This window comes from Sporosarcina sp. SG10008 (assembly GCF_044569405.1).
GTDB lineage: Bacteria > Bacillota > Bacilli > Bacillales_A > Planococcaceae > Sporosarcina > Sporosarcina psychrophila.
On record NZ_CP172607.1, the window covers coordinates 669,435 to 691,201 of the forward strand.

Consider the following 21,767-nt stretch of genomic DNA (forward strand, 5'->3'; position numbering starts at 1 on the left):
TGCTTACCTATTGCTAACTTTAGCAAAACAAGGTTGCCAGGAGATTGTTTTTACTGTTAATAAAGTAACGTAGCGGATTCACTTTAAGAAGGTGCCCCATCCACAACCTAGCCAAAATAGGAGGAATTACAATGGACACAACACAACAAAACAGTAACGCTTGGGATAAGAAAGTTGAAGAGGGGTCTAGATACACACAATCTGTGAGTAGCGAAATCATTGAAAAAAGTAAATCTGGTGAATGGGAAATTACTGTCACTACTGAAAGATCAGTTCCACGAGATTGGTTTCCGAAATCTTTAGTAGGATTAAAAATACTTTGTTTAGCATCTGGTGGAGGGCAACAAGGACCTATTTTAGCTGCGGCTGGAGCAGATGTAACAGTGACTGATATATCTAAAAAGCAATTGCAACAAGATGAATATGTAGCTAAACGTGATGGATTAACTATAAAAACGGTACAAGGCGATATGTCAGACCTTAGTGACTTTAAAGATGAATATTTTGATATTGTTGTTAATCCTGTTTCTAACTTATTCGTAAAAGATGTTAACCCTGTATGGAAGGAAGTTTCAAGAGTTTTAAAAAATAGAGGTATTTTAATTGCAGGATTTACAAATCCTTTATTATGGATTTTTGATGATAATCAAGAAAGAAAAGGTATTCTTGATGTGAAATATTCCATACCTTCATCGTCATTGGATTATTTGCAAGAGGATGAAGTTCAAGCTTATATAAAATCAAGTCAAACAATAGAATACGCACATACTTTGGAAGATCAAATTCAAGGGCAAATTGAAGCAGGGTTTGTTATTACAGGTTTTTATGAGGATGACTTCGGTGGAACAAGGATTTTAGACAAGCATATTAAAACTTTTATTACTACAAGAGCTATAAAGCTAAAGATTGAATAATATTTTTTTCACTAACAGTACTTTAGTTGAATTATTAAACGTTAGTAAAAAAGTATCCATTTTTTATTAACTATTCATATCCCCCTTTGGATTCGGGAAGTCCTATATATTCTTCCTTACTTCTAATTATACTAAATACGTAATTTCGTAACTCAATTAATTGTTTAGCATCGTTGGTAGGATCACAGTATGTCTCTGAAAAAGAATGAGTTATGATTTCGCCGTTGATGGTAATTTTCCATTCATCCTCTTCGTGTGGTTCTTGTGTGCAAATGGTTCCGTTTATAGGTTCGGGTATAAAAGTTTTCTTTTCAACTATATTAACTTCTTTCATTTTCTTATAAATCTTATCCATTTCCTTATCTGTTAAATTTACAGTTGCCTTTGCAGTCCCATCCGTTATTAAATCTTTGGTCACTGTATTTTGAAATGTGTTGATTTCATTATTTTTTCCCACACCAAACTGAACAGAGAACCCAAAGTCATTTGGCATATCTTCTGGCAAAGTTTGAACAGTAGAAGCGGTTTCTTTTGAACGCGAAACACTAGCTTCATTTGAATTTTTAGTCAATTGATTGCAAGCGCTCAAAATGAAGGTGGCTAAAATAAACAATAATATTTTTTTCAACAATTATCCCCCTTTTTTTAATGAGACGAATTGTCCCACTTTTTGGTTTCACTTCATTCAAGAATCCTGCTAGTTTGTTTAAATGGATAATTTAAAAATTCAAAATATATTTAAACATAAATTTCATTTATTTAATAAGTTCGCTTCATATTAAGTGAACAATTAGCAACATTATCGGCATTTGTTTCAACAACACCGCATAAATTTATGCGGTGACTTCAATTCGTGTACGTATTGATCTGTTAATTAGTTTGTCAAATCGACTTAAGCACTGATATAACAACAAAAAGGAAGACATCAATTCATAGTGAATTGTGTCCCCAATATAGGTTGTTATTTGATGTTTTCTCTCCGTCAACCGAATACGTTAGTATTATAACTGATGTTTTCACTGACCTCACTTCTGTTTATCCTGCCGTTCCCAAATTCTAAGCGAAGGATAAGGATCGAAAGCCCATTCTGTTCGTCCGTTATATTTGTACATCCCGTAGTGGAGATGAGGAGGAAAACGTCCTGATGTTCCTGCTTTTCCATAACCTGAGCTGCCCACTGAACCAATGATGGTCTTTGGTTCAACTATGTCTCCTTCTTTTAGATCTTTATTGAAATAAGCTAAATGGGCAAAATAGTGGTACGTATTATGGGTGTCGCGAATGCCGACCCGCCAACCTCCAAAATCATTCCACCCCATTATTTCGATAACGCCATAGGACGTGGCTCGAACAGGGGTACCATATCCAGCGAACAAATCGGTTCCCTCGTGAATCCTTCTGCCACCCCATCCTCTGCTTGCTCCCCAGGTTCCACGGTAACTGTAATTGTAATTGGTTGGGACAGGAAAGGCGTGTTCATCCAAGTCTAATGTTTCAAAGTGTTTATACAGTTTTGCAATAGCTATAATTTGTTTAACCGTGTCTTCGCGCTTGTAATAGTCCAATAAAGCCAATTTGAAATCTTCTTCCGCTTGCCCATATTCGCTTAAATAAGTTGCCATTGTATAAAGGACGTCTTCTGCATCATTTATATTGGCTAGCCCATCTTCATTGCCATCAAGTCCATTCCCATCTGAATAAGCAATCGATTCAGGAGAAGTATCTTTTTTATCGGGGTTAAGTGGACCTGTCCAATAATCATCTGAAAACTGAATGGCGACCGGCCCTTCATTCTTCGGAATGTCAGTTCGAACTTGTTGGATGTTGCGTTCAAATTGATCAACTGCCGCTAAATAATACCACGGGACAGTTATGTTTTCGAAGCGCAAATAAAGACGCATTCGTTCATCTAGCATCATTTCTTGATTAGGCTCTTCTTTTGCTGAAACAACCGTTAAGAATAGCAAAGACAATGCGAGTACATACATTGGTAAGACAAACCAGTGACGCACGAAAAAACCTCCTTTTAATACATGTATATTAGAATTCCCCAATTGGATTTATTCATAAGTACATTTTTCAGGAAAACAATTCAAAATTGAATTTAAACTAATTATTCACCTGTGGTTTGTATGTGACTCGCAGGTGAAAAATATGTATATAAATGTTTTTCTAACACATAATACGATTGAAATCCATTACACAAGTGGAGAGAAAAGGAGAGATGAATTGGGTATTTTAAATGGTAATCCAAAAGATGAACCGTTACATTACGGTGAAGTACTAGGCTCATGGGCGTTTGTTGGAGCGAATAATGGTTTAATCAGTGCGTATCAAGCATTTATTAATCATGCAGGTGACGGGGATCTCATCGAGCTGTTGGAAGAAGCAGTAAAAACGATGAAATCGGAGAACAAACAACTTGAAAATATTTTAAAAGAGAATGGCATTGCATTGCCGCCGTCATTGCCAGAGCGTCCTAAAGCGAAAGCGGAAGATATACCGGTCGGAGCAAGGTTTATGGATCCTGAAATCAGCGGTGCCATATCGATTAACGTCGGACAAGCTCTTGTGTCTTGCAGCCAAGTGTTGGGACAATGCTTGCGAGAAGACCTTGCAATGATGTTCGGAAAATTCCATGCAGATAAAATGTTATTTGGTTTGAAGTTATTGAGAATGAACAAAGAAAAAGGGTGGATTATACCGCCACCGCTTCATACGGATTCTCCTAGTCGTTAACGAAACGAAAAGGATCTTGTCATTAAGTTGACAAGGTCCTTTTCGTATTGCACCTTGAAAGTCTTATGTGGTAAGCTAGTCCATAAAACTTGAAGAGGGATGATTCAGATGATTCGACAGCTTGTGGAAGAAGACAGGAAAGTTACGTTCGATTTCGTTTCACAGAAGCCTGCAGAAAATCTATTTATAATAGGAGATATTGAAGCGTATGGGTTTACTAACCCGATTCAGAAATTATGGGGTGATTTTGTTGAGGATGGTGAATTGCGAGGGATTCTACTAAACTATGATGGTAATTTCATCGTATATGCACCAGAAGAATACGATGCAAAAGGGTTTGCAGAAATTATCAATCATGATGAAAAGTATGAGTTCATTTCAGGGATTGAGCAGATTGTTGTTAAATTGGAACCGTATTTGACTAGTAAACCGTCAAATCCACGTGTACTCTATTACGCTAAATGTGAGCATGCTAAGGGTTTGCAAGAAGTACCCCCAGAGATTGAAGTGAAAAAAGCGACACCTGATGACGCGGAACGAATCATAGATCAAATGTATGGAATTCCCGAATTTGCTACGAGTACATTCAGTGTTGAACGTAAACGTGAGTCACTTAGTAATAAATCTGCCCGTACGTACTTCATCGAAGAAGATGGGCGGATAATAAGTTCCGCATCGAGCACTGCAGAAAATAGTCAGTCGGCCATGATTGTTGGCGTTGGTACTTTATCGGGATATGAGAAAAAAGGATTAGCTTCATATTGCATGTCTATTCTTTGCACAGAATTGCTCAATGAAGGCAAGATGCTTTGTCTTTTCTATGATAATCCCGCTGCGGGCTCCATCTATAAACGAATTGGTTTTGTTGATATTGGGAAATGGTGCATGTGGAGTTTCAAATAACAGAATGGTAGGTGGAATCTAACTATAATTCACTGAAAATATTAAATTGTGTCTTTGTTGATGCTATAATTAGATCGTGTAAGCTAACTAAAAAATAGGAGTGATTTCAAATGGAAAAACTACATTCAATGGAACAATTCGACAAGCTGAAAAATGAGGAGAGAACAATGTTCATGTTTTCGGCAGATTGGTGCCCGGACTGCCGAGTAATAGAACCTTTGTTACCTGGGATCGAAGCAGATTATCCGGAATATAATTTCATTCTTGTTGACCGTGATGAGTTTATAGATTTATGTGGAGATTTAGATATTTTTGGAATCCCGAGTTTTATCGCATTCCATAGTGGTGTTGAAGTGGGTCGCTTTGTTAGTAAAGACCGTAAATCACAAACGGAAATCGAAGAATTTATAAACAGTCTTTCGGCTTGATTTAAGGGGGGAGGCTACTCGATGAAATATGACGTCATTGTTGTTGGTGCTGGTTTGGCGGGATTAGTTGCGACGGCAGAGCTTACAAATGCCGGGAAGAAAGTTCTACTGCTCGATCAGGAACCTGAAGCCTCTCTTGGCGGACAAGCTTGGTGGTCATTTGGCGGCTTATTTCTCGTTGATTCACCTGAGCAACGAAGAATGGGCATTAAGGATTCGCGGGAACTTGCTTGGCAGGACTGGTTGGGAACTGCTGGTTTTGACCGTCAGGAAGATGAAGATTATTGGGGAAAGAAGTGGGCCGAAGCGTATGTTAACTTCGCTGCAACTGAGAAAAGAGAGTGGTTGCATGCGCAAGGCATTCGTTTTTTTCCGGTTGTAGGATGGGCGGAACGCGGTGGCCATCTAGCGGAAGGACCTGGTAATTCGGTCCCGCGCTTTCATATTGTATGGGGAACAGGACCTGGTATCGTTAAACCTTTTGAGGATAAAATGCGGATTGCGATAGATAAAGGATTAGTTGAGTATCTGCCTCGCCACCGTGTCGATGAATTGATTACGAAAAATGGTGCTGTGACTGGAGTACGTGGTGCTGTACTTGTACCTAGTGCCGTCGCCCGTGGTGTAGCGAGTTCCCGTGAAGTGATTAGTGGCTTTGAATTATATGCGGAAGCGGTGTTAGTGACAAGTGGGGGTATGGGAGCGGATCTTGAATTGATCCGAAAAAACTGGCCACTCCGTCTTGGAAAAGCACCGAAAGATATGATTTCAGGGGTTCCTGAACATGTGGATGGGCGTATGCTGGCGATTACAGAGCAAGCTGGGGGCCGAATTGTTAACAGGGATCGGATGTGGCATTATACGGAAGGCATTAAAAACTGGAACCCGGTATGGGCAAATCATGGGATTCGTATTCTTCCTGGCCCATCCTCCCTTTGGCTAGATGCTAAGGGGAAGCGATTATCAGCTCCGAATTTCCCAGGATTTGATACATTAGGAACACTTGAAGCACTCCGGGCAACCGGCTACGATTACTCCTGGTTCATATTGACCCAATCAATCATCGAGAAAGAATTTGCGTTATCCGGATCTGAGCAAAATCCGGATTTGACGGGAAAGAGTATCGGGAAAGTGCTACAGAGAATCCTGCCTGGCCCAACTGCGCCGGTAAAAGCATTCATGGATAAAGGCGAAGATTTTATCGTAGCCGATACACTCCCGGAACTTGTCTCGGGGATGAATAAAATGACTGGAGAAAACTTATTGAAGTTAGACGACATTGAACGGCAAGTCATTGCTAGGGATCGTGAGATGGATAATAAATTCACCAAGGATCTGCAAATTACAGCATTGCGTGGTGCACGTCACTATATCGGAGATAAGCTTGTCAGAGTAGCGGCTCCACATAAACTCCTTAATCCTAAAAAAGGACCGTTGATTGCGGTGCGTTTACATATCGTCAGTCGAAAGACACTTGGTGGATTGCAAACCGATTTAGATGGCCGAGTTCTTGACCTGACTGGGAATCCAATACCGGGTTTATATGCCGCTGGCGAAGTAGCAGGATTTGGCGGTGGTGGTGTTCATGGCTATCGTTCATTGGAAGGGACGTTCCTTGGAGGCTGTATTTTTTCCGGAAGGCAAGCGGGAAGGGCATGTGCAAACTATACGCGAGCGTAAGAATATACTAGTTATAAGGGGGATATGTGGATGAAACCAGTTATTGGTATAACGACAGATGTTCAGCAAGATGGGGAAAATATATTAAAAAACACATATGTACAGGCAGTTATCCGAGCGGGTGGATTGCCGATGATTGTTCCGGTTGGGTTGGAGCAAGACGTTGAGCAACTGATCGAAATGTTTGATGGCCTTTTATTATCTGGAGGAAATGATATCAATCCGATGTTGTTTAATGAAGAACCGCATGAGTATCTCGGAGTAGTCTCACCAAGCAGGGATTCAAGCGAACTTGAACTTGCGCGCAGAATGCTCAAAACAGGGAAACCGATTCTTGGCATTTGTAGAGGGCTTCAAGTACTGAATGTCGCAGTTGGTGGAACATTGTATCAAGATCTTTATAAACAAAACGACAGTCCAATTCTTCAACATATACAAAAGGCACCCAACACGCACTGTTCTCATTATGTTCAACTGGATAAAGGAAGTTTGCTTGAATCGATTGCGGGGAGTGAACGCATTCAGGTGAATTCGTATCATCATCAATCGCTGAAGGAAGTACCGTCTGATTTCAAAGTTACTGCTGTAGCAAGCGATGGGATTGTGGAGGCAATTGAAAGCACGGATGAACAATTCGTATTAGGCGTTCAATGGCATCCCGAAGCATTATCGGCAGCAGGGGATGCTGTCTCCTTGCGGTTATTTGAAAGATTCATTAGTGAGTGTACTAACTAGGGGAACTAAATAATGTCTAGTGATAGTAATCAATCTTTAAACGAAAAAATGATTGAATAGAAAAAGCTGGGTTTGTTCAGCTTTTTCTATTCAAATGAATCATCATTTTCTTTGGATAATCAGTAAATAGGGCGGTGACACCAATTTTCCTCAGTGCTTCTGCATACTTTACTTCATTAACAGTGAAGACACGAACAGCCACTCCGGTTTCTACCACTTTTCTCATAGATGGACGAGCAGCGGATGGTAATGAGATATGGAGTGCATCAGCAGGGATAGTACGCATATAATCGAGCGGATCGACTAGTACTTCCATGAACAAAGCTGCAGTTTCAATGTGTGGTGCAATTTTTTTTACTGCCCGAACAGCTTCGTGATCGAATGATGAAATAACGACACGCGAATCGAGTTTCATCTTCTGAACCATTGCAACAACTTTCCCCACCATTCCCTCGTAAGGGAATATATCCGATTTTAGTTCGATATTTAGATGGTGAGAAGTCTCGGAAAAAATATCGAGCACTTCATACAGCGTCGGTATAGGTTCACCTCGGAATTCATCAGAAAACCAACTGCCAAAATCAAATGACCTTAACTCCGCAAGTGTCATGTCTTTCACGAAACCTTTGCCATCTGATGTTCTAGCGATAGTTTCGTCATGAATGACAACCAGTTCACCGTCTTTTGTCAAATGAACATCGAATTCTACGCCGTAAATAGGAAGCCTGGCAGCTTCATGGAAGGCGGCGAGTGAATTTTCTGGATGTGTTCCGGACGAACCGCGATGTGAGTAAATATCCATTATTGGGACCACCATCCTTTTCATGCTATTGTAATATGTGTTTAACAGCAACGCAATTATAAACCCGATTAGTAAATGAAATTGGAAAAGGGATGCCCTCGATTGAGGAACATCCCTTTGTTTTGTCAGGTAACACTATACTTTTGAATTTAATTTTTCATCCCGATTATTCGGGGAATAATTTCCATAGAAAGGATAAGCTTTCAGAGCCGCGGTCATTGTTCCACTGGGTGCTTTCTAACTTAAGCAACATAAACCCTGCCTACTTTTACGTCCTTGCGACCCTTTAGTCGCGCCAGTGTGAATAAGTATTCTCAAAAACAGTACGTAGAATGCCAGATATTCAAATCTTAAGCATTACCTTATTGTTAACGGAACTATCATACCATGTAGCACAAGAAGTGTCAAGGAATCGGAAACCTTATTGCCATTCATCCATTTGTTCTTCTTCTGCAATTACTTGCAAGTCGTCCGCGCTGATTGTGAGAACTTGATAATCGGAACGTTCCGCATGTTTTTCCGCGGACCTTTTAACAAATTTTGGAGAGCCATCATTTTCCTCATCGTAAACAATGAGTATTCCATCAGAATTGCGCATGAAGAACTTATCTTTTTCGATAAATTGCCACGGAGCTTCATAGGGTCTCTTCGTAAGACTCGTATGATAGTCTGCTTTAGCGATGAGAGAATGATACTTTTCCTTTTTCATATCGTTCCAATTTTTCTCCTGATCTGTAAAAGGAGTAATAACGGCATATTTCAAATCGGTATATTCTTTTTTCAAATCAATTACGACCTCGGCTGCCCATGCTTCAATTCCTAGTTGACCGCTTATAATTACCCATTCCAACCCGTCGTCCAGTAAGGCGACTAGTCGTTTTTCTAATGCTTTTTTTATAAAACGGACGCCTGGATGCTTGTCATCGAATATGCCGAGTTCATGGGGTTTATAACCCGTGACCACCAATCGTTTGAGAATGATGTCCGCCCCCTTCAAATGTATAATAAAAAAACCAGCTTCCAATGGAAACCAGTTTCATTTAAATTATTAAAATAACAGCCGCCTTTGCCGTATGGTCTTAGAAAGTTTTAAACCACCACTTCTCAAAGTGGGTGTTCGCAGAAACAATCCTGTATGCCCCAGTTATCGAAAGAACTGGGTATGCCATTCCTGTATCTAGGTAAAACTCCCGATTACAGCTTAAGGGTTAAAACTTAATATTTATACGCACAACGCAGCTTGTAAATATAGTGTACATCATCGGCTTGATATTTTCAAATGAAATTGTTGGAATCCATTAAGAAATATTTGAATGATTTCTGATCCATGCACTGCAACAACGTTTATGAACAAACTAAAAACACTTGTGACTTTAGCTGTGTGTATTCTTGGTTTTTATTATGGAATAAATATGTAGAAACTATATTAAAAAGAACGTTCGTTTGGTATAATGAAGATAGGGTTGAAAGGAGAAAAACCCGTTTTCAGTGGAAGACGAGTGTTCGAGAACTCTATAGAGCTGGAACTTATATCTTTATGAATAGCGATGTAAACGGAGCAGTAACTATTTTGCGCAAATGGACTCATACATACGCTTTAGTGGCCAAGAAGAGAATTAGAATGGTGGAAATTTGGAAATTGAAACATATCGAATCTTTTTGCTTTAATGAAGATGAGTTCAAACTAGTTAAGAAATGAATTTAGCTGAAAAAGGAGAATAAGCATGACAGGGAAAACACACATCGTAGGCGGCATTGCAGCAAGTCTTGCTTATGCACAATTTACAAATCATGATCCGATTATAATGCTTGGAGCGGGGATAATTGGCGCGTTACTTCCTGACATTTGTCACAGTGGTAGTAAAATCGGAAGAAAATTTAAGTTGTTATCGAAACTTATCAATATGCTATTCGGTCATCGTACATTTACACACAGTTTATTGTTCTTGGTGATTATCGCGACGTTAATGAATGCCTTTACTCCAAATGAGGCTGTGAAGGCAGGACTTTTAGCGGGGATGGTGAGTCATTACATATTAGATATGGCGACGAAAAACGGAATCAAACTGCTTTTCCCACTTAGCATGACAGTTCGCTTTCCATTGACAACAAGAACCGGAAGCAAGGTAGAGAGCATCGTGTTCAGTCTTCTATCGCTTTTATCATTCTATTTTGGCTATGAAGCATTCAGTTATTATCTATAATTGAAGTTGGTTTAAAAAAAATGATGTTCTAGCTCGTTTTTTGTTAGAATGGAAAGGGTAAAAGAGAGGGAGAAAAAAATGGCAATACAAAAATTTAGAAAAACGGTCTTATTTGAATATATACAGATCATCTTTGGGGCTGCACTCGTTGGTCTAGCCTTCAATATTTTCCTTTTACCGTCCAGGCTAGCAGCAGGTGGCGTTTCAGGGATTAGTACAATATTATATGAACTCTTCCAATTCAATCCAGCTTACGTTCAATGGCTCATTAATATTCCACTACTAATACTTGGGGTCTTGCTTGTCGGCAAGGAATTCAGTATGAAAACGTTAGTTGGGACATTTTTTGTTCCGTTTGTCATCTGGCTCACAACGGACATAAAGCTTGCAGTAGAAAACCCATTATTAAGTGCGATTTACGGTGGGATTATGCTTGGTGTAGGTCTCGGTATTGTATACAGGGCTAACGGTTCGACAGGTGGTACTGCTTTAATCGCTCAATTGGTTAAGAAATATACGGGCCTTTCGAGTGGTTTTTCACAGTTGCTTGTAGATGGATTAGTTGTAGTCACATCGGCATTTGTCTTTAACTTTGAACTTGCTCTTTACGCGATGATAGCAATTTACGTTACGAGTAAGGTGATTGACTTTGTTCAGTTGCAAACGTCGCCGACCAAATTGGTTCTCATTATTACGGATAAAGAAGAGAAAGTCCAAGCCATTATAAAAAATGATATTAATCGCGGATTAACGAAGATTAAAACAATAGGCGGGTATTCCAATCAAGAAAAAACAATGATTTTATGTGTCGTTGAACAATCGGAAGCTGTCTACTTTAAAAAATTACTTCAAACACAAGAACCAACCTCATTTGTCATCTTCTTGAATGCGTCGGAGATACTTGGCCGCGGTTTTTCTAAAGCACAATTTGATGAAGATAATATGAAATGAAATTGTTGAAAATGACCTGTTGCGAATAATTCGCAACAGGTCATTTTTGTTTATTATAAAGGTTTTTCTACCCCATTTGTCGAAATAGACTGTATGTTGCAATCATTCAATTGATAGGGGGAATAGAAATGACTTACAAAGTGGAGCAAGTTGAGGATTTAAAGGCAATTGATATCTCTCATTTAGTGAAAGAAAGCGAAACGGAAGGGTACCGATTTTTAACACGACTAGTCAATGATTATGAGGATGGAACAAATAGGTTCAACAAACCGGGTGAAGCATTGTTAGCTGTTCAAAATGATGAGGGTGAGGTAGTAGCGATAGGTGGAGTAAACCAATCACCTTTTTCCGAAGATACACAAGTTGCACGTTTGCAGCGATTTTATGTATTAGATGATGCTAGGCGGCAAGGTGTAGGATCTCTTTTACTGAAAGAAATTGTTGACCATTCACGCGATGCATTTAAAGAAGTGACAGTGCGGACAGAATCTTCAAAAGCAGATGCTTTTTATAGGGCAAACGGATTTGAACTGGATGACACTGCTTCTGAGACGACACATTTGATGAAGTTGTAATTGAGGTATCCCTCAGTCTACTGGAATAAATTCAATACCAGGTGTAGAAATGATTCCGAATCATTTCTGCACCTGGTTAACTTTCGTAGTGTTTGTATAGGGAAATATATCACCGGTATGTCACGGAAGAATTGAGGGATTTACTGTGGAGAAATGGAAAACGATTAAGTCAGAATATCACTTTAAAACTCCTTTTGGGAATTTGAGGAAAGACATGTGTCAGCTTCCGAACGGGGCAATCATTGATGATTATTTTGTCCATGAGTATGAAGATTGGGTAAATGCCATTGTATTAACGGAAGATAAACGGGTCGTATTCGTAGAACAATACCGTCATCCTGGTCAAGGATTTTATTTAGAAATTCCTGCCGGGAAAATTGAAGAGGGAGAGTCACATGAGGAGGGGATTTTGAGGGAGTTACGAGAAGAGACGGGTTTTATTTCGACGACGAAACCGATAAAACTTGGTGAGTTTATGATAAATCCGGCTACTCAAACAAATAGGATTGTTACCTTTCTAATTTTGGATGCATTCAAAGAATGTGAGCAGGAATTGGATGAAACTGAGGAGATTGAGGTGAAACTCATTTCTTTTGATTTAATCGAAGAGATGATTCAAGAACAAAAAATTACACAACTTTTTTCAGTAAGTGCCTATTACCTGGCCAAGAATATATTGAATAAATCAATTGTCTTGACTTCAGAAAAGAGGTAAGTGTATGAAAAGTAATAATCATACTCTAATCATTGGCGGAACGGGTATGCTTGCCGAAGTTTGTCTTCATCTTGCACGTGAAGGTTATTCTGTTTCTGTCATTGGGCGTACATTGTCGAAGTTTAAACGATTTCAAGTAGAAAGTTCGCCAAATTCTATATTCCCACTTATAGCTGATTATAATACAGATGATGTATATGACGAAATTAAAAAAGCGATTCTGGAACGTGGCTCGTTTGATCTAATTATTAGCTGGACATCGAATTACAGTGTACTAGAGCGGATTTGTGAGTTGAACCCAGGGGACACACCGTTTAGTCTGTTCCATGTAAAGGGAAGTCGGCGGTATTTCGAAGATGAGTCTATCCGTATTCCAAGCAAGTGCAACTATCGGAGAGTCTATTTAGGATTTGTAATGGAAGACAGTGGCTCACGTTGGCTTACACATGCTGAAATTGCGAACGGAGTTATTAAACAGATTGGGGCAGATGAAGAAATGGGGATAATAGGTCAAATCCATCCCTATGAAGCACGTCCGAAATGATTTTTTGAAAAATGTTGACCTGTTGTTTCAGTACTGTTACAACGTTGAAAGGGGTGAGTGAGATATTAATCCGAAAAGCAGAGGTAGAGGATGTAACAGGAATTGCAAAAGTCCATGTGGATAGTTGGAGGACGACATATAAAGGAATTGTGCCGGATCCTTTTTTAGATAACCTTTCTTACGAGCAACGCGAGCTGATTTGGAAAAAAGGGATAAAAGAAAATAACATATACATAGCAGAAAATGAAAATGGTCAAGTTATCGGATTTTCTACAGGTGGAAAAGAGCGCACCGGGAAATACGAGGCATTTACAGGGGAATTATATGCGATTTATATCTTGAGAGAATACCAAGGAAAAGGAATTGGTCGATTACTCGTTCAGTCTGTTGTGGATGATTTAAAAAATAAGAATTTGAACTCGATGCTTATATGGGCGATAGAAGAGAACCCGGCTTGCCGCTTCTATGAAATGTTAGGTGGAAAGAAGGTTGACACTGAAGAAATCGAAATTGCAGGAAAGAAGTTGAGTGAAGTTGCATATGGATGGGATGATATAGCTAATTACAGGGGAAAAACGAAGTAACAGATTAGTTCGGTCATTTATTGGGATTATTCATTTTTTGCAAACATCTTTTTAATTATTTCAGGAGACAGGAGAAGTATAATGGTGAAGTTAGAAGAAGCAATTCAGTTAAGAAGTGAAGGGGAATTTGAGAAGTCAAATGTCTTACTCTCAAAATTAGTATTGGAATGCCCAGAAGATGCACTAGTTAATTATCAATATGCATGGAGTTTCGATGTTCTTGGGTTAGAAGCAGATGCTGTACCTTATTACGAAAAAGCCATCCAATTAGGCCTAGATGATACAAATGCAATAGGCGCATTTATAGGATTAGGTAGTTCATATCGAGCATTAGGCAAGTATAACAAATCGAAAACAGTTTTGGAAAAAGGAATTGAACGCTTTCCGGAAAATAATGCTGTGAAAACGTTCTACGCAATGACATTGTACAATGTTGGTGAACATCGTGAAGCCATAGAGATTTTACTGACCAGTCTAGCTTACACGACAAATGATAGTGAAATCTTATCATATAAGAGAGCAATTGAGTTCTATGCTGATAAACTCGACAAAACTTGGTAGGTAGACTGCTATAAAAAGAGGATGAAAATAATATCTATATATGTTGAATTAAAGAATCCCATTGAATCTACTGTGCCGCTCAATGAATGAGAGACTTGTAATTCGGGGTGTGGATTGTAGAACACTTGGCGCTTTGGGGATGCCTTTCGCCGCGCCTACGCTAGGTTGTTCATTATCGAGAGAAATGTGATTTTGAGATGTATATGCCAAGACTTTAATATGATTACTAGTTGATACCAATTATATCCAAGAAAGACGAACTCCAGGTTGCAGATTTCATCACAGCTAATGAAAAGCTCTTTCTCACATAGACCACCTAGCGAAGGCGCGACTTCGTGCTAGCCGGAGCGATAAGACTGAAGGAGGGATGCAGTTCATTCCCTCCCTGATCTTCTTTCTGGCTTAGTCGCGGGAGGAATCCACAAAGCGTCGAAGCGGTATTGGCGGGAAATCTAATTAGTTCTAAGTATTGGGACTTTTTCAGTGGCCTCCCAAAAGCCCTTTTAAAGCGCATAAGCCGTATTCATTTGTTCAACATATATATTAAGGAATGATTAAATTGGGTGAACGATTTACAATCACTGATGTGGAAAGAGAAAAAGTATTGGGAAATTACTTCAAACAAGGTTTGCAAGGACCACTTGACGTATTTCCGAGTAAAGAAAAAAGGAAGTACATTATTGCCCAAGAAATAATTAAGCAATTTGAAGTAGATAGAATGTATTTGGAAAAAGAAATAAATGACCTATTGGCGACGATTTATCCTGATTTTGCCACGGTAAGAAGATTTCTGATAGATTATCGTTTCATGACTCGAAGTGTTGATGGCAAGGAGTATTGGATTGAAGTCTAATCATATGCAGATACATAGAAATGTAAGACGGAAGATGTAAATTTATTCATTGAAAAGGTTTTTGGTGAGCATGAAGATTTAATCCAGTTTTTTTGTACGAGTATGTGAGCAGTGTGAATGAAAGAGGAGTAGTTTATGGTCATTACAACTGAAAGAGAAATTGTTGTTTTAATTCAAGAGGATAAGTGGATGATGGACCTATTGAAATGCGCCAAATCATTGAATTTGCCTGATTGGTGGATCTGCGCCGGATTTGTTCGATCTAAAATTTGGGATGTGCAGCACGGTTTCAATGTAAGGACGACGATTCCAGATATTGATGTCATCTATTATGATCGAACAAATAGTGGGAAAAGTGTGGAAAAGGAATACGAGGAAGTGTTGAAAAGACTTCTACCAGCTATCCCTTGGTCGGTCAAAAATCAGGCAAGAATGCATAGTGTAAATAATGTCATCCCCTATACTTCGTCTGTTGATGCGATCTCAAGGTTTCCTGAAACGGCAACAGCTTTGGGGGTGAAATTGGATGAAGGAAACAATGTCATATTAACAGCGACTCATGGTATAGAAGATGTTGTAAATTTGAGAGTAAAACCGACCCCTTATTTTTGTGATAAGAAAGAACGGATGAAGATTTATGAAGAAAGGATTAAGAAAAAGAATTGGCAAGTTGTATGGAACAAGCTTGAGATTATAAGTTTGGACAGTGACTAGGAGGGCTTTTATGGAATTTACAGTAAGCTACGCTTCATTTACGACTGCAGTTTCTGATATAAATAAAATTATTTCATCAAAAAGCGTTATTCCAATACTCTCTGGAATAAAAATAGAAGCCAACGAGTATGGTCTTAAGCTTACGGGTAGCAATTCGGATATTTTTATTGAAAGAACTATCCCTTTACTAAAAAGTGGAGAAAAGGTCGTGGATATCAAAGAATTTGGAAGTGTAGTTGTTTTATCGAAATATTTGAACGGAATTGTGAAAAAACTCCCCAATGATATTTGTATTAAATTAGGACGCAATGATTCAATCACGATAAAATCGGGGGATATTGAAACAAAACTAAATGGATTCAATGCGAATGACTATCCAAAACTTCCGGAGATGGATCGCAATACTAAAATTGAAATACCGTTTGGGAAATTAACGGAGGCTATAAAGCAAACTGCATTTGCGGTTTCAAAAAGTGAGGCTAAACCGGTACTAACTGGAGTGAAGATGGAGTTTGAAGAAAACAAACTCGTTTGTACAGCAACAGATTCACATAGATTAGCACGTAGAGAAGTGACTATAGAATCTAAAACAACAGAATCATTTGTAGTTCCGAGTACAAGTTTGTCAGAACTGACGCGTCTTAAAGAGGCGGATTCGTCAATCGTAGAGATTTCTTATACGAATAATTTCATTGTGTTTGGGACCGCTATGAGTTCACTTTATTCAAGGTTAATTGAGGGTGTCTATCCTAACACTGGATCTTTGGTGCCAACTGAATCAAAGGCATTGATAACCATGAATACTCAAGTATTAATAGAAGGAATGGATCGGGCTTGTGTATTTTCGACTGAATGGAAACACAATAACATCCAATTGGAGATTGTGGATGATGCTACTATCAAAATATCTTCCAATTCTACAGAAGTCGGGATGATTGAAGAGCTTCAAAAAATTATACATATCGAAGGACAGAACGATATCCAAATGTCATTTGATGGTCGTTTTGTACTTGACGCACTAAAAAGGATACCAGAAGAAAATGTCACGATACGTTTTGATGGCTTGATGAAACCGATTGTCATTCAACCGCAAAATGATTCCACTTGCCTCCATCTAATTTCACCAGTACGGTCTTATTGAAATGAATAAGTTCTCTCGATCTAGGGAGGAGAGCTTGGGCATATAGGAGATTTATAATTTTTAGTAGCGAAAGGGGATTTCAAGATGAATTTAGCAGCACAAACTTATTGGGACGAATTTTGGAAGAACGAAGAGAAACCTACTTCTGTCAACGCATGGATGTTTGGAAGTTTGCCAGATGAGCTTGCACAGCTTGTAATTGATGGGGAAAAGACAGCGACATGTTCAGGTCATGTAATTTATGAACTGGAGAACGAGCCATTACCCAGAATAGATGAGTACAGCATTATTTTAAATAGCGACGAAAAACCAGTGGCAATCATTAAGACCATTGCAGTATCGCTTGTACCGATGAATGAAGTATCGGAAGAGTTTGCGCTTGCTGAAGGGGAAGGGTCATATGAAGATTGGAAATTGGCTCATGTGAGATTCTTTACGAGTGAATTACGAGAAGTTGGACTTGAGTTCACTGAGGACATGCTCCTTGTTTGCGAACGATTTACGCTAATTGATGTAAAAGATAATAACTTAGGATAGACAAATTGCCTTACACAAGGCAACGATAAATGATCGTTTAGGGGGAATAGTGATGTTAGCAACAACTTTAGAAAGTTATTTAGGAGATAAGATACTAGAGCTATCGAAGGAAGTTAGGCAAGAGATGTTGACGCAAATTGGAAATCCAGATGGTTTTTTGCGTGACGAGTTAATCTATCGAAGTTTTGGAAAAGTAATAGCTTCCAATCAATTAAATTCAGAAGAAATTCAGAATCTACTTGAGACGGTATTACAGGAAGACTATCTATTTTACGGGATTGGCGAGTCTGGAACTGATTCAGTATTTACACGTTCTTTTTCTGCACTCGTCATTGCTGCAGTTATTGAATATGACATTGAGAAACAAATAGTAAATCCAGATCTTGTTCAGTATACAGTGAACAAAGTTATACGCTATATGAGGGAAGAAAAAGACACTCGAGGTTTTATCCAGGGGAATGGATGGGCGCATGCCATCGCACATGGCGCAGATGCATTGGATGCATTGGCAAAACATCCTCTACTGAAAAAAGAGGATATCAGTCGAATTCTTCATGCAGTTCAATATTCCTTGTTAAGGCAAGTTGATTATTTGGATGAAGAGGAAGAACGCTTAGCTATAATACTAGCTTCATTAATAAAGCATCAAGATGCTGAGCAGGTTATACAAGTATGGATTGAAGAACTGGCCGGACTGGTAGAAACTGAAATGCTTGAAAATAAAGGATCACTTGACGCCTATCACGTACAAAGAACGGTAAAGAACTTTTGGAAAACAGTCTTTGTAATTTTGAGTTCGAAGGGAATCGGCAAGAAAGTGAACAGCGACGTTTTTAAAGTACTCGAAAAGTGGATGTGGATGTATCTAAATTAGTCAAATAGTCTTCAGATACTGCAGTGGTACTCGAGTAATCTGTTGTCCAGTTTTACGTTAAGTGCTAATGTAAATATCTTTTCGAGACAATCAGCATACTATCTAAGGTAGCGTAATGATGCTCAGGAAAGGTGGAGACATATGTATTATCCTTATGCCCAACAAATGACCTGCCGACAACCGCGGGTTATGACTGTTACAGGAATTGGGAGTCTTAAACTAGCACCGGATATTGCTCAAATCCAGTTGGAAGTCAGTACTGAAAACAAACAACTGAACCATGCACAAAAGGAAAATGCTTATGAGATGAATCAAGTCATCGATTCGTTATTGAAAATGGGGATTGACAGGGAGAATATACAAACGATTTCGTACACTATAGTTCCCCAATACAACTATATCGAAGGCGAACAAGTATTTAGAGGATATGAAGTTACGAATGCGATTACAGTAAAAATTACAGATATTGATCAAGTTGGAAATATAATAGACGTGGCGGTCCAAAACGGGGCAAACAGGGTATCAAATATCCAGTTCAAGGTTGAAAATGAACAATTGGACTATCAAAAAGCATTGAGCCTTGCACTTAAAAACGCATTAGCCAAGGCGCAAACAATTGCTGAGACAATGCAACTGCAACTTGATCCACATCCAATTAAAATTGTTGAAGAATTAAGAGCAGAACCCATCGCATATCGAACATTTGCTGCGAGAGAAATGACTAGCTCCACACCGATTGAACAGGGGCAGATTTCGATTAACGCCACGGTTAAAGTGCAATTTCGGTATTGAAATATCAGCGTAAAATAGATGGATACTATTTTACGTTGAAAAAACGACAGCTAACCGAATCACAACTAAAAATTAAGGGAGTGGGGAAAACATGGGAATTAAAAAATCTTCTAATTACCTATCACCTATTGCGCGGATATTTGACAAGTTTTCACGGCAACAAGACGCATCGTTGATTTATGGTGAACCGATTAATTTTGAAAACAAAAAAGTCCTTCCGGTAGCAAAGATTAATTATATTGTTGGCGGGGGAGGCGGCTATTCTAGTGAAACAGGAAACTCTTTAGGTGCCCAAGGAGAAGGGGGCGGGGGACATATCTCCGTCAGACCTTTGGGTGTTTACGAGATAGATGCGGAGAAGGTGAAGTTCAAACCAATCATTGACCTCAAATTTACTTTAACACTAGTTGCTGTTTTTACACTTGGCCTATTTTGGTTATTAAAAAGGGCTCGCTGAAAATTAATTTGTACGGGGGGAATAATTGAATGTTGTATCGCAGAAAAACGTACAAGGTTGAACCAGCGATGTACGAAACGTTTACCCACTTTTTCCACACCTATTTGCTTCCGAATCAGCTGACGCATGGAGCGCAGCTGGTTGGACGGTGGGTCAATGAAGAACGGACGGAGATAATGGCAATGTGGGCATACGATAATAGGGCTCATTATGAGACAGTGGACGCTAGCATTCGGGCATCGGAAATGCATGCTGAAGCGCAAAATTATCGGAAATCATTAGCTCCATTATTTATTTCATCAAATGAAGACTTTTTCACTTCGACGGGGAATTATGGACAATCTAGACAAATTATTGTTGTAAATGGCTACATTGTCAATGAGGAAGGACATGTATTACTTGTACGGAACAATCACCGAAATGATACATATGAAATGCCGGGTGGGCGACTTGAGCTTGGTGAAACCTTGAAAGAGGCGGTTAAACGGGAAGTACTAGAAGAAACAGGTATCCACGCAGAAATTGGTGATATGACAGGAGTTTATCAAGATATCACGTTAGGCGTCATCTGTATGGTTTTTCGTGGAAGAGCGATGTCAGGCGTACCAGCTGCACAACCTCCTGAAACGATTGACGTACAATTTGTTGACTTTGATAAAGAGCAAGTAGGAGACTGGATAAAACGCCCGCAATTTGCATCTAGTGTGGATGATGCTCGAAATAGCGATACGATTGTTTATGAAAGTTATGAAGTGAGACCGTATAGATTGATTGAGCGCTCATGAATAATCTTACTTGGGTTGGAAGTGAAAAGGACTTTGTCGATGAACGAGATGTACGATGGATTAATCGTGTAGCGGTTGGTAGATTTGGAGGTAATTCTTCAGCGGGACAAACCAAGAATGAAGATGGCTGCGTTATTTGGCAAAATGAGGATTGGGAATTAGCGGCTATTTTGGATGCACATAAAAGTGCTGAAAGTGCGGAACTTGTTGTACAAACACTCGGGCAGCATAAAGAAAAATTGGTAGAGATTTTAGATATGAAAGGTCCTCCACGATTTAAACGTTTGGAAATGAAGTTACTTGAAATTTTTCAATCTGAACAATTTTTGAATGAATGCAGATGTGCCATGGGAGAAACGGCTTGTCTTATCGTTGTCAGGAAAGCTAATTACGTTTGGTGGTTTTCGGTTGGAGATTGTTTAGTATATCTGTTCCATTCGGAATTAATTGCCCTAAATCAGTTTCAACTTAACCAAAGGCAATTCTTTGAATGGATTGGTCAAGTGAATACGTTTGAGCAAGCAGTACCATGCTACACGTCAGGGACAAGGGAAATGAGAAAAGGGAACAATCTTATTTTTTTGACGACTGATGGTTTAGTGGAATGCCCGGGGGAACCTTTTTTGGATCCGTCAGATCTCGTTGCCGTGCTGAATGAAAAAGAACTTGATAAAGGGATTTCGCAGTTATTGATGGAAATCGAAAGACAAAATGTACGAGACAGTACGACAATTATCGCATGGAATGTGGAAGTAGAAAAGGAAGGTAGCATCCCGAGCGATTATCTCGGATGAAGGAAAAATGACGGGAGGAATTAGATATGGAAGCATCTGAATTAATTGAAATCAAAACCCTTTATTATAACTTAATTCTTGCATGGAATAATCGCGATGCTAAGAGCATGGCTGATCAATTTACAGAGCAAGGCGAATTGATTGGATTTGACGGAAGTCAAGAAATTGGGCGAAATACTATTTTTGCACATTTAGAACCGATATTTGCAGATCATCCAACACCTCCATTTATCAATGTCGTTAAAGATGTGTACTTTCTGAGTGCTGAAGTTGCGATGTTGCGTGCAATCGTCGGGATGATACCTCCGGGCGGAACAGAACTTGACCCAAATTTGAATGCTCATCAAACACTGATTGCAGTAAAAGAAAAGGATGGATGGAAAATAAAACTTTTCCAAAATACACCGGCCCAATTTCACGGAAGATCTGACTTGGTCGAGCGGATGACCAAAGAATTGAAGCGAGTATCTGATGTAGGCTGAAAA

Annotated in this window: 27 protein-coding genes and 1 other RNA gene; 23 read left to right on the forward strand and 5 right to left on the reverse strand. The window is 39.2% G+C overall.

Translation table 11 applies throughout. The annotated features are described in order from the left end of the window. Positions 1-131: 131 nt before the first annotated feature. On the forward strand, positions 132-914 hold the full coding sequence (locus ACGLYD_RS03350; protein ID WP_354313643.1) for a class I SAM-dependent methyltransferase: 783 nt from the start codon (positions 132-134) through the stop codon (positions 912-914). A gap of 70 nt (positions 915-984) precedes the next feature. On the opposite strand, the gene ACGLYD_RS03355 is transcribed toward ACGLYD_RS03350, so the two are convergent. Together ACGLYD_RS03355 and ACGLYD_RS03360 are read right to left on the reverse strand one after the other, a co-directional pair. Continuing rightward, positions 985-1,542, reverse strand: a complete 558-nt coding sequence (locus ACGLYD_RS03355) for a membrane lipoprotein lipid attachment site-containing protein (RefSeq protein WP_187047042.1) — start codon at positions 1,540-1,542, stop codon at positions 985-987. 397 nt (positions 1,543-1,939) lie between these two features. Then, complete coding sequence (locus tag ACGLYD_RS03360; RefSeq protein ID WP_399631350.1) at positions 1,940-2,926, reverse strand: M23 family metallopeptidase; 987 nt, start codon at positions 2,924-2,926, stop codon at positions 1,940-1,942. Between the two features lie 217 nt (positions 2,927-3,143). Between ACGLYD_RS03360 and ACGLYD_RS03365 the strand changes: the two genes are divergently transcribed. From ACGLYD_RS03365 to ACGLYD_RS03385, 5 genes are all read left to right on the forward strand, one after another. Next, positions 3,144-3,653, forward strand: coding sequence for a DUF3231 family protein (locus tag ACGLYD_RS03365; RefSeq protein ID WP_067213871.1), 510 nt, complete (start codon positions 3,144-3,146; stop codon positions 3,651-3,653). Positions 3,654-3,761: 108 nt separating this feature from the next. Then, on the forward strand, positions 3,762-4,556 hold the full coding sequence (locus ACGLYD_RS03370) for a GNAT family N-acetyltransferase (RefSeq protein ID WP_399631353.1): 795 nt from the start codon (positions 3,762-3,764) through the stop codon (positions 4,554-4,556). Between the two features lie 110 nt (positions 4,557-4,666). Next, on the forward strand, positions 4,667-4,984 hold the full coding sequence (locus ACGLYD_RS03375; RefSeq protein ID WP_399631355.1) for a thioredoxin family protein: 318 nt from the start codon (positions 4,667-4,669) through the stop codon (positions 4,982-4,984). Positions 4,985-5,005: 21 nt separating this feature from the next. Continuing rightward, a complete protein-coding gene (locus ACGLYD_RS03380; protein WP_187047045.1) occupies positions 5,006-6,664 on the forward strand; it encodes an FAD-binding dehydrogenase in 1,659 nt (552 codons plus the stop codon). 30 nt (positions 6,665-6,694) lie between these two features. Beyond that, on the forward strand, positions 6,695-7,399 hold the full coding sequence (locus ACGLYD_RS03385; protein ID WP_399631358.1) for a gamma-glutamyl-gamma-aminobutyrate hydrolase family protein: 705 nt from the start codon (positions 6,695-6,697) through the stop codon (positions 7,397-7,399). Positions 7,400-7,475: 76 nt separating this feature from the next. Here the strand turns inward: ACGLYD_RS03385 and ACGLYD_RS03390 are convergent, their stop codons facing one another. From ACGLYD_RS03390 to ssrS, 3 genes are all read right to left on the reverse strand, one after another. Beyond that, entirely contained in the window at positions 7,476-8,201 is a 726-nt protein-coding gene (locus ACGLYD_RS03390; RefSeq protein ID WP_399631360.1) for a glycerophosphodiester phosphodiesterase, read from the reverse strand. A gap of 421 nt (positions 8,202-8,622) precedes the next feature. Continuing rightward, positions 8,623-9,180, reverse strand: coding sequence for an SLOG family protein (locus ACGLYD_RS03395; protein ID WP_067213872.1), 558 nt, complete (start codon positions 9,178-9,180; stop codon positions 8,623-8,625). A 74-nt stretch (positions 9,181-9,254) separates the two neighbouring features. Beyond that, positions 9,255-9,446, reverse strand: a non-coding RNA gene (gene ssrS, locus ACGLYD_RS03400) — 6S RNA. Positions 9,447-9,925: 479 nt separating this feature from the next. Here ssrS and ACGLYD_RS03405 point away from each other — a divergent pair. The 17 genes from ACGLYD_RS03405 to ACGLYD_RS03485 all read left to right on the forward strand — a co-directional run bounded on the left by ACGLYD_RS03405 (position 9,926) and on the right by ACGLYD_RS03485 (position 21,764). Further along, positions 9,926-10,405, forward strand: a complete 480-nt coding sequence (locus ACGLYD_RS03405) for a metal-dependent hydrolase (RefSeq protein WP_067206979.1) — start codon at positions 9,926-9,928, stop codon at positions 10,403-10,405. Between the two features lie 78 nt (positions 10,406-10,483). After that, positions 10,484-11,356: a YitT family protein gene (locus tag ACGLYD_RS03410; RefSeq protein ID WP_067206981.1), complete on the forward strand. Its 873-nt coding sequence runs from the start codon at positions 10,484-10,486 to the stop codon at positions 11,354-11,356. A 128-nt stretch (positions 11,357-11,484) separates the two neighbouring features. Beyond that, on the forward strand, positions 11,485-11,931 hold the full coding sequence (locus ACGLYD_RS03415) for a GNAT family N-acetyltransferase (protein WP_067206984.1): 447 nt from the start codon (positions 11,485-11,487) through the stop codon (positions 11,929-11,931). A 145-nt stretch (positions 11,932-12,076) separates the two neighbouring features. Next, positions 12,077-12,646 (forward strand): NUDIX hydrolase, encoded by a 570-nt coding sequence (locus ACGLYD_RS03420; protein ID WP_399631363.1) that lies wholly within the window; start codon positions 12,077-12,079, stop codon positions 12,644-12,646. A 4-nt stretch (positions 12,647-12,650) separates the two neighbouring features. Beyond that, positions 12,651-13,190, forward strand: coding sequence for a short-chain dehydrogenase (locus ACGLYD_RS03425; RefSeq protein WP_399631366.1), 540 nt, complete (start codon positions 12,651-12,653; stop codon positions 13,188-13,190). Between the two features lie 53 nt (positions 13,191-13,243). Then, positions 13,244-13,774: a GNAT family N-acetyltransferase gene (locus ACGLYD_RS03430; RefSeq protein ID WP_399631368.1), complete on the forward strand. Its 531-nt coding sequence runs from the start codon at positions 13,244-13,246 to the stop codon at positions 13,772-13,774. An 81-nt stretch (positions 13,775-13,855) separates the two neighbouring features. Next, positions 13,856-14,335, forward strand: a complete 480-nt coding sequence (locus ACGLYD_RS03435; protein ID WP_399631371.1) for a tetratricopeptide repeat protein — start codon at positions 13,856-13,858, stop codon at positions 14,333-14,335. Positions 14,336-14,894: 559 nt separating this feature from the next. Then, positions 14,895-15,188, forward strand: coding sequence for a DUF2087 domain-containing protein (locus ACGLYD_RS03440; protein WP_255428616.1), 294 nt, complete (start codon positions 14,895-14,897; stop codon positions 15,186-15,188). 135 nt (positions 15,189-15,323) lie between these two features. Continuing rightward, positions 15,324-15,902: a nucleotidyltransferase family protein gene (locus ACGLYD_RS03445; protein ID WP_399631373.1), complete on the forward strand. Its 579-nt coding sequence runs from the start codon at positions 15,324-15,326 to the stop codon at positions 15,900-15,902. A gap of 10 nt (positions 15,903-15,912) precedes the next feature. Beyond that, complete coding sequence (gene dnaN, locus ACGLYD_RS03450; RefSeq protein WP_399631376.1) at positions 15,913-17,043, forward strand: DNA polymerase III subunit beta; 1,131 nt, start codon at positions 15,913-15,915, stop codon at positions 17,041-17,043. A gap of 84 nt (positions 17,044-17,127) precedes the next feature. Further along, a complete protein-coding gene (locus tag ACGLYD_RS03455) occupies positions 17,128-17,580 on the forward strand; it encodes an ASCH domain-containing protein (protein WP_067207005.1) in 453 nt (150 codons plus the stop codon). Positions 17,581-17,632: 52 nt separating this feature from the next. Beyond that, positions 17,633-18,454 (forward strand): DUF2785 domain-containing protein, encoded by an 822-nt coding sequence (locus ACGLYD_RS03460; RefSeq protein ID WP_399631379.1) that lies wholly within the window; start codon positions 17,633-17,635, stop codon positions 18,452-18,454. A 141-nt stretch (positions 18,455-18,595) separates the two neighbouring features. Continuing rightward, on the forward strand, positions 18,596-19,246 hold the full coding sequence (locus ACGLYD_RS03465; RefSeq protein ID WP_067207009.1) for an SIMPL domain-containing protein: 651 nt from the start codon (positions 18,596-18,598) through the stop codon (positions 19,244-19,246). 91 nt (positions 19,247-19,337) lie between these two features. Next, the gene (locus tag ACGLYD_RS03470; RefSeq protein WP_338653135.1) at positions 19,338-19,703 is read left to right on the forward strand and encodes a hypothetical protein; all 366 of its coding nucleotides are present in this window, start codon (positions 19,338-19,340) and stop codon (positions 19,701-19,703) included. Positions 19,704-19,732: 29 nt separating this feature from the next. Beyond that, positions 19,733-20,488 (forward strand): NUDIX hydrolase, encoded by a 756-nt coding sequence (locus ACGLYD_RS03475; RefSeq protein WP_399631383.1) that lies wholly within the window; start codon positions 19,733-19,735, stop codon positions 20,486-20,488. Continuing rightward, positions 20,485-21,282, forward strand: coding sequence for a protein phosphatase 2C domain-containing protein (locus ACGLYD_RS03480; RefSeq protein WP_338653132.1), 798 nt, complete (start codon positions 20,485-20,487; stop codon positions 21,280-21,282). The genes ACGLYD_RS03475 and ACGLYD_RS03480 overlap by 4 nt, the downstream gene beginning before the upstream one ends. Positions 21,283-21,308: 26 nt before the next feature. Beyond that, the gene (locus tag ACGLYD_RS03485) at positions 21,309-21,764 is read left to right on the forward strand and encodes an SgcJ/EcaC family oxidoreductase (protein WP_338653130.1); all 456 of its coding nucleotides are present in this window, start codon (positions 21,309-21,311) and stop codon (positions 21,762-21,764) included. Positions 21,765-21,767 lie beyond the last annotated feature (3 nt).

Excerpts from the sequence above, each read along its gene's own strand:
- ACGLYD_RS03445 (WP_399631373.1), top strand. The coding sequence starts at position 15,324 with ATGGTCATTACAACTGAAAGAGAAATTGTTGTTTTAATTCAAGAGGAT.
- ACGLYD_RS03465 (WP_067207009.1), top strand. The coding sequence starts at position 18,596 with ATGTATTATCCTTATGCCCAACAAATGACCTGCCGACAACCGCGGGTT.
- ACGLYD_RS03375 (WP_399631355.1), top strand. The coding sequence starts at position 4,667 with ATGGAAAAACTACATTCAATGGAACAATTCGACAAGCTGAAAAATGAG.
- ACGLYD_RS03435 (WP_399631371.1), top strand. The coding sequence starts at position 13,856 with ATGGTGAAGTTAGAAGAAGCAATTCAGTTAAGAAGTGAAGGGGAATTT.
- ACGLYD_RS03405 (WP_067206979.1), top strand. The coding sequence starts at position 9,926 with ATGACAGGGAAAACACACATCGTAGGCGGCATTGCAGCAAGTCTTGCT.
- ACGLYD_RS03480 (WP_338653132.1), top strand. The coding sequence starts at position 20,485 with ATGAATAATCTTACTTGGGTTGGAAGTGAAAAGGACTTTGTCGATGAA.
- dnaN (WP_399631376.1), top strand. The coding sequence starts at position 15,913 with ATGGAATTTACAGTAAGCTACGCTTCATTTACGACTGCAGTTTCTGAT.
- ACGLYD_RS03475 (WP_399631383.1), top strand. The coding sequence starts at position 19,733 with ATGTTGTATCGCAGAAAAACGTACAAGGTTGAACCAGCGATGTACGAA.
- ACGLYD_RS03410 (WP_067206981.1), top strand. The coding sequence starts at position 10,484 with ATGGCAATACAAAAATTTAGAAAAACGGTCTTATTTGAATATATACAG.
- ACGLYD_RS03425 (WP_399631366.1), top strand. The coding sequence starts at position 12,651 with ATGAAAAGTAATAATCATACTCTAATCATTGGCGGAACGGGTATGCTT.
- ACGLYD_RS03485 (WP_338653130.1), top strand. The coding sequence starts at position 21,309 with ATGGAAGCATCTGAATTAATTGAAATCAAAACCCTTTATTATAACTTA.
- ACGLYD_RS03380 (WP_187047045.1), top strand. The coding sequence starts at position 5,006 with ATGAAATATGACGTCATTGTTGTTGGTGCTGGTTTGGCGGGATTAGTT.
- ACGLYD_RS03470 (WP_338653135.1), top strand. The coding sequence starts at position 19,338 with ATGGGAATTAAAAAATCTTCTAATTACCTATCACCTATTGCGCGGATA.
- ACGLYD_RS03385 (WP_399631358.1), top strand. The coding sequence starts at position 6,695 with ATGAAACCAGTTATTGGTATAACGACAGATGTTCAGCAAGATGGGGAA.
- ACGLYD_RS03460 (WP_399631379.1), top strand. The coding sequence starts at position 17,633 with ATGTTAGCAACAACTTTAGAAAGTTATTTAGGAGATAAGATACTAGAG.
- ACGLYD_RS03350 (WP_354313643.1), top strand. The coding sequence starts at position 132 with ATGGACACAACACAACAAAACAGTAACGCTTGGGATAAGAAAGTTGAA.
- ACGLYD_RS03390 (WP_399631360.1), bottom strand. The coding sequence starts at position 8,201 with ATGGATATTTACTCACATCGCGGTTCGTCCGGAACACATCCAGAAAAT.
- ACGLYD_RS03370 (WP_399631353.1), top strand. The coding sequence starts at position 3,762 with ATGATTCGACAGCTTGTGGAAGAAGACAGGAAAGTTACGTTCGATTTC.
- ACGLYD_RS03455 (WP_067207005.1), top strand. The coding sequence starts at position 17,128 with ATGAATTTAGCAGCACAAACTTATTGGGACGAATTTTGGAAGAACGAA.
- ACGLYD_RS03415 (WP_067206984.1), top strand. The coding sequence starts at position 11,485 with ATGACTTACAAAGTGGAGCAAGTTGAGGATTTAAAGGCAATTGATATC.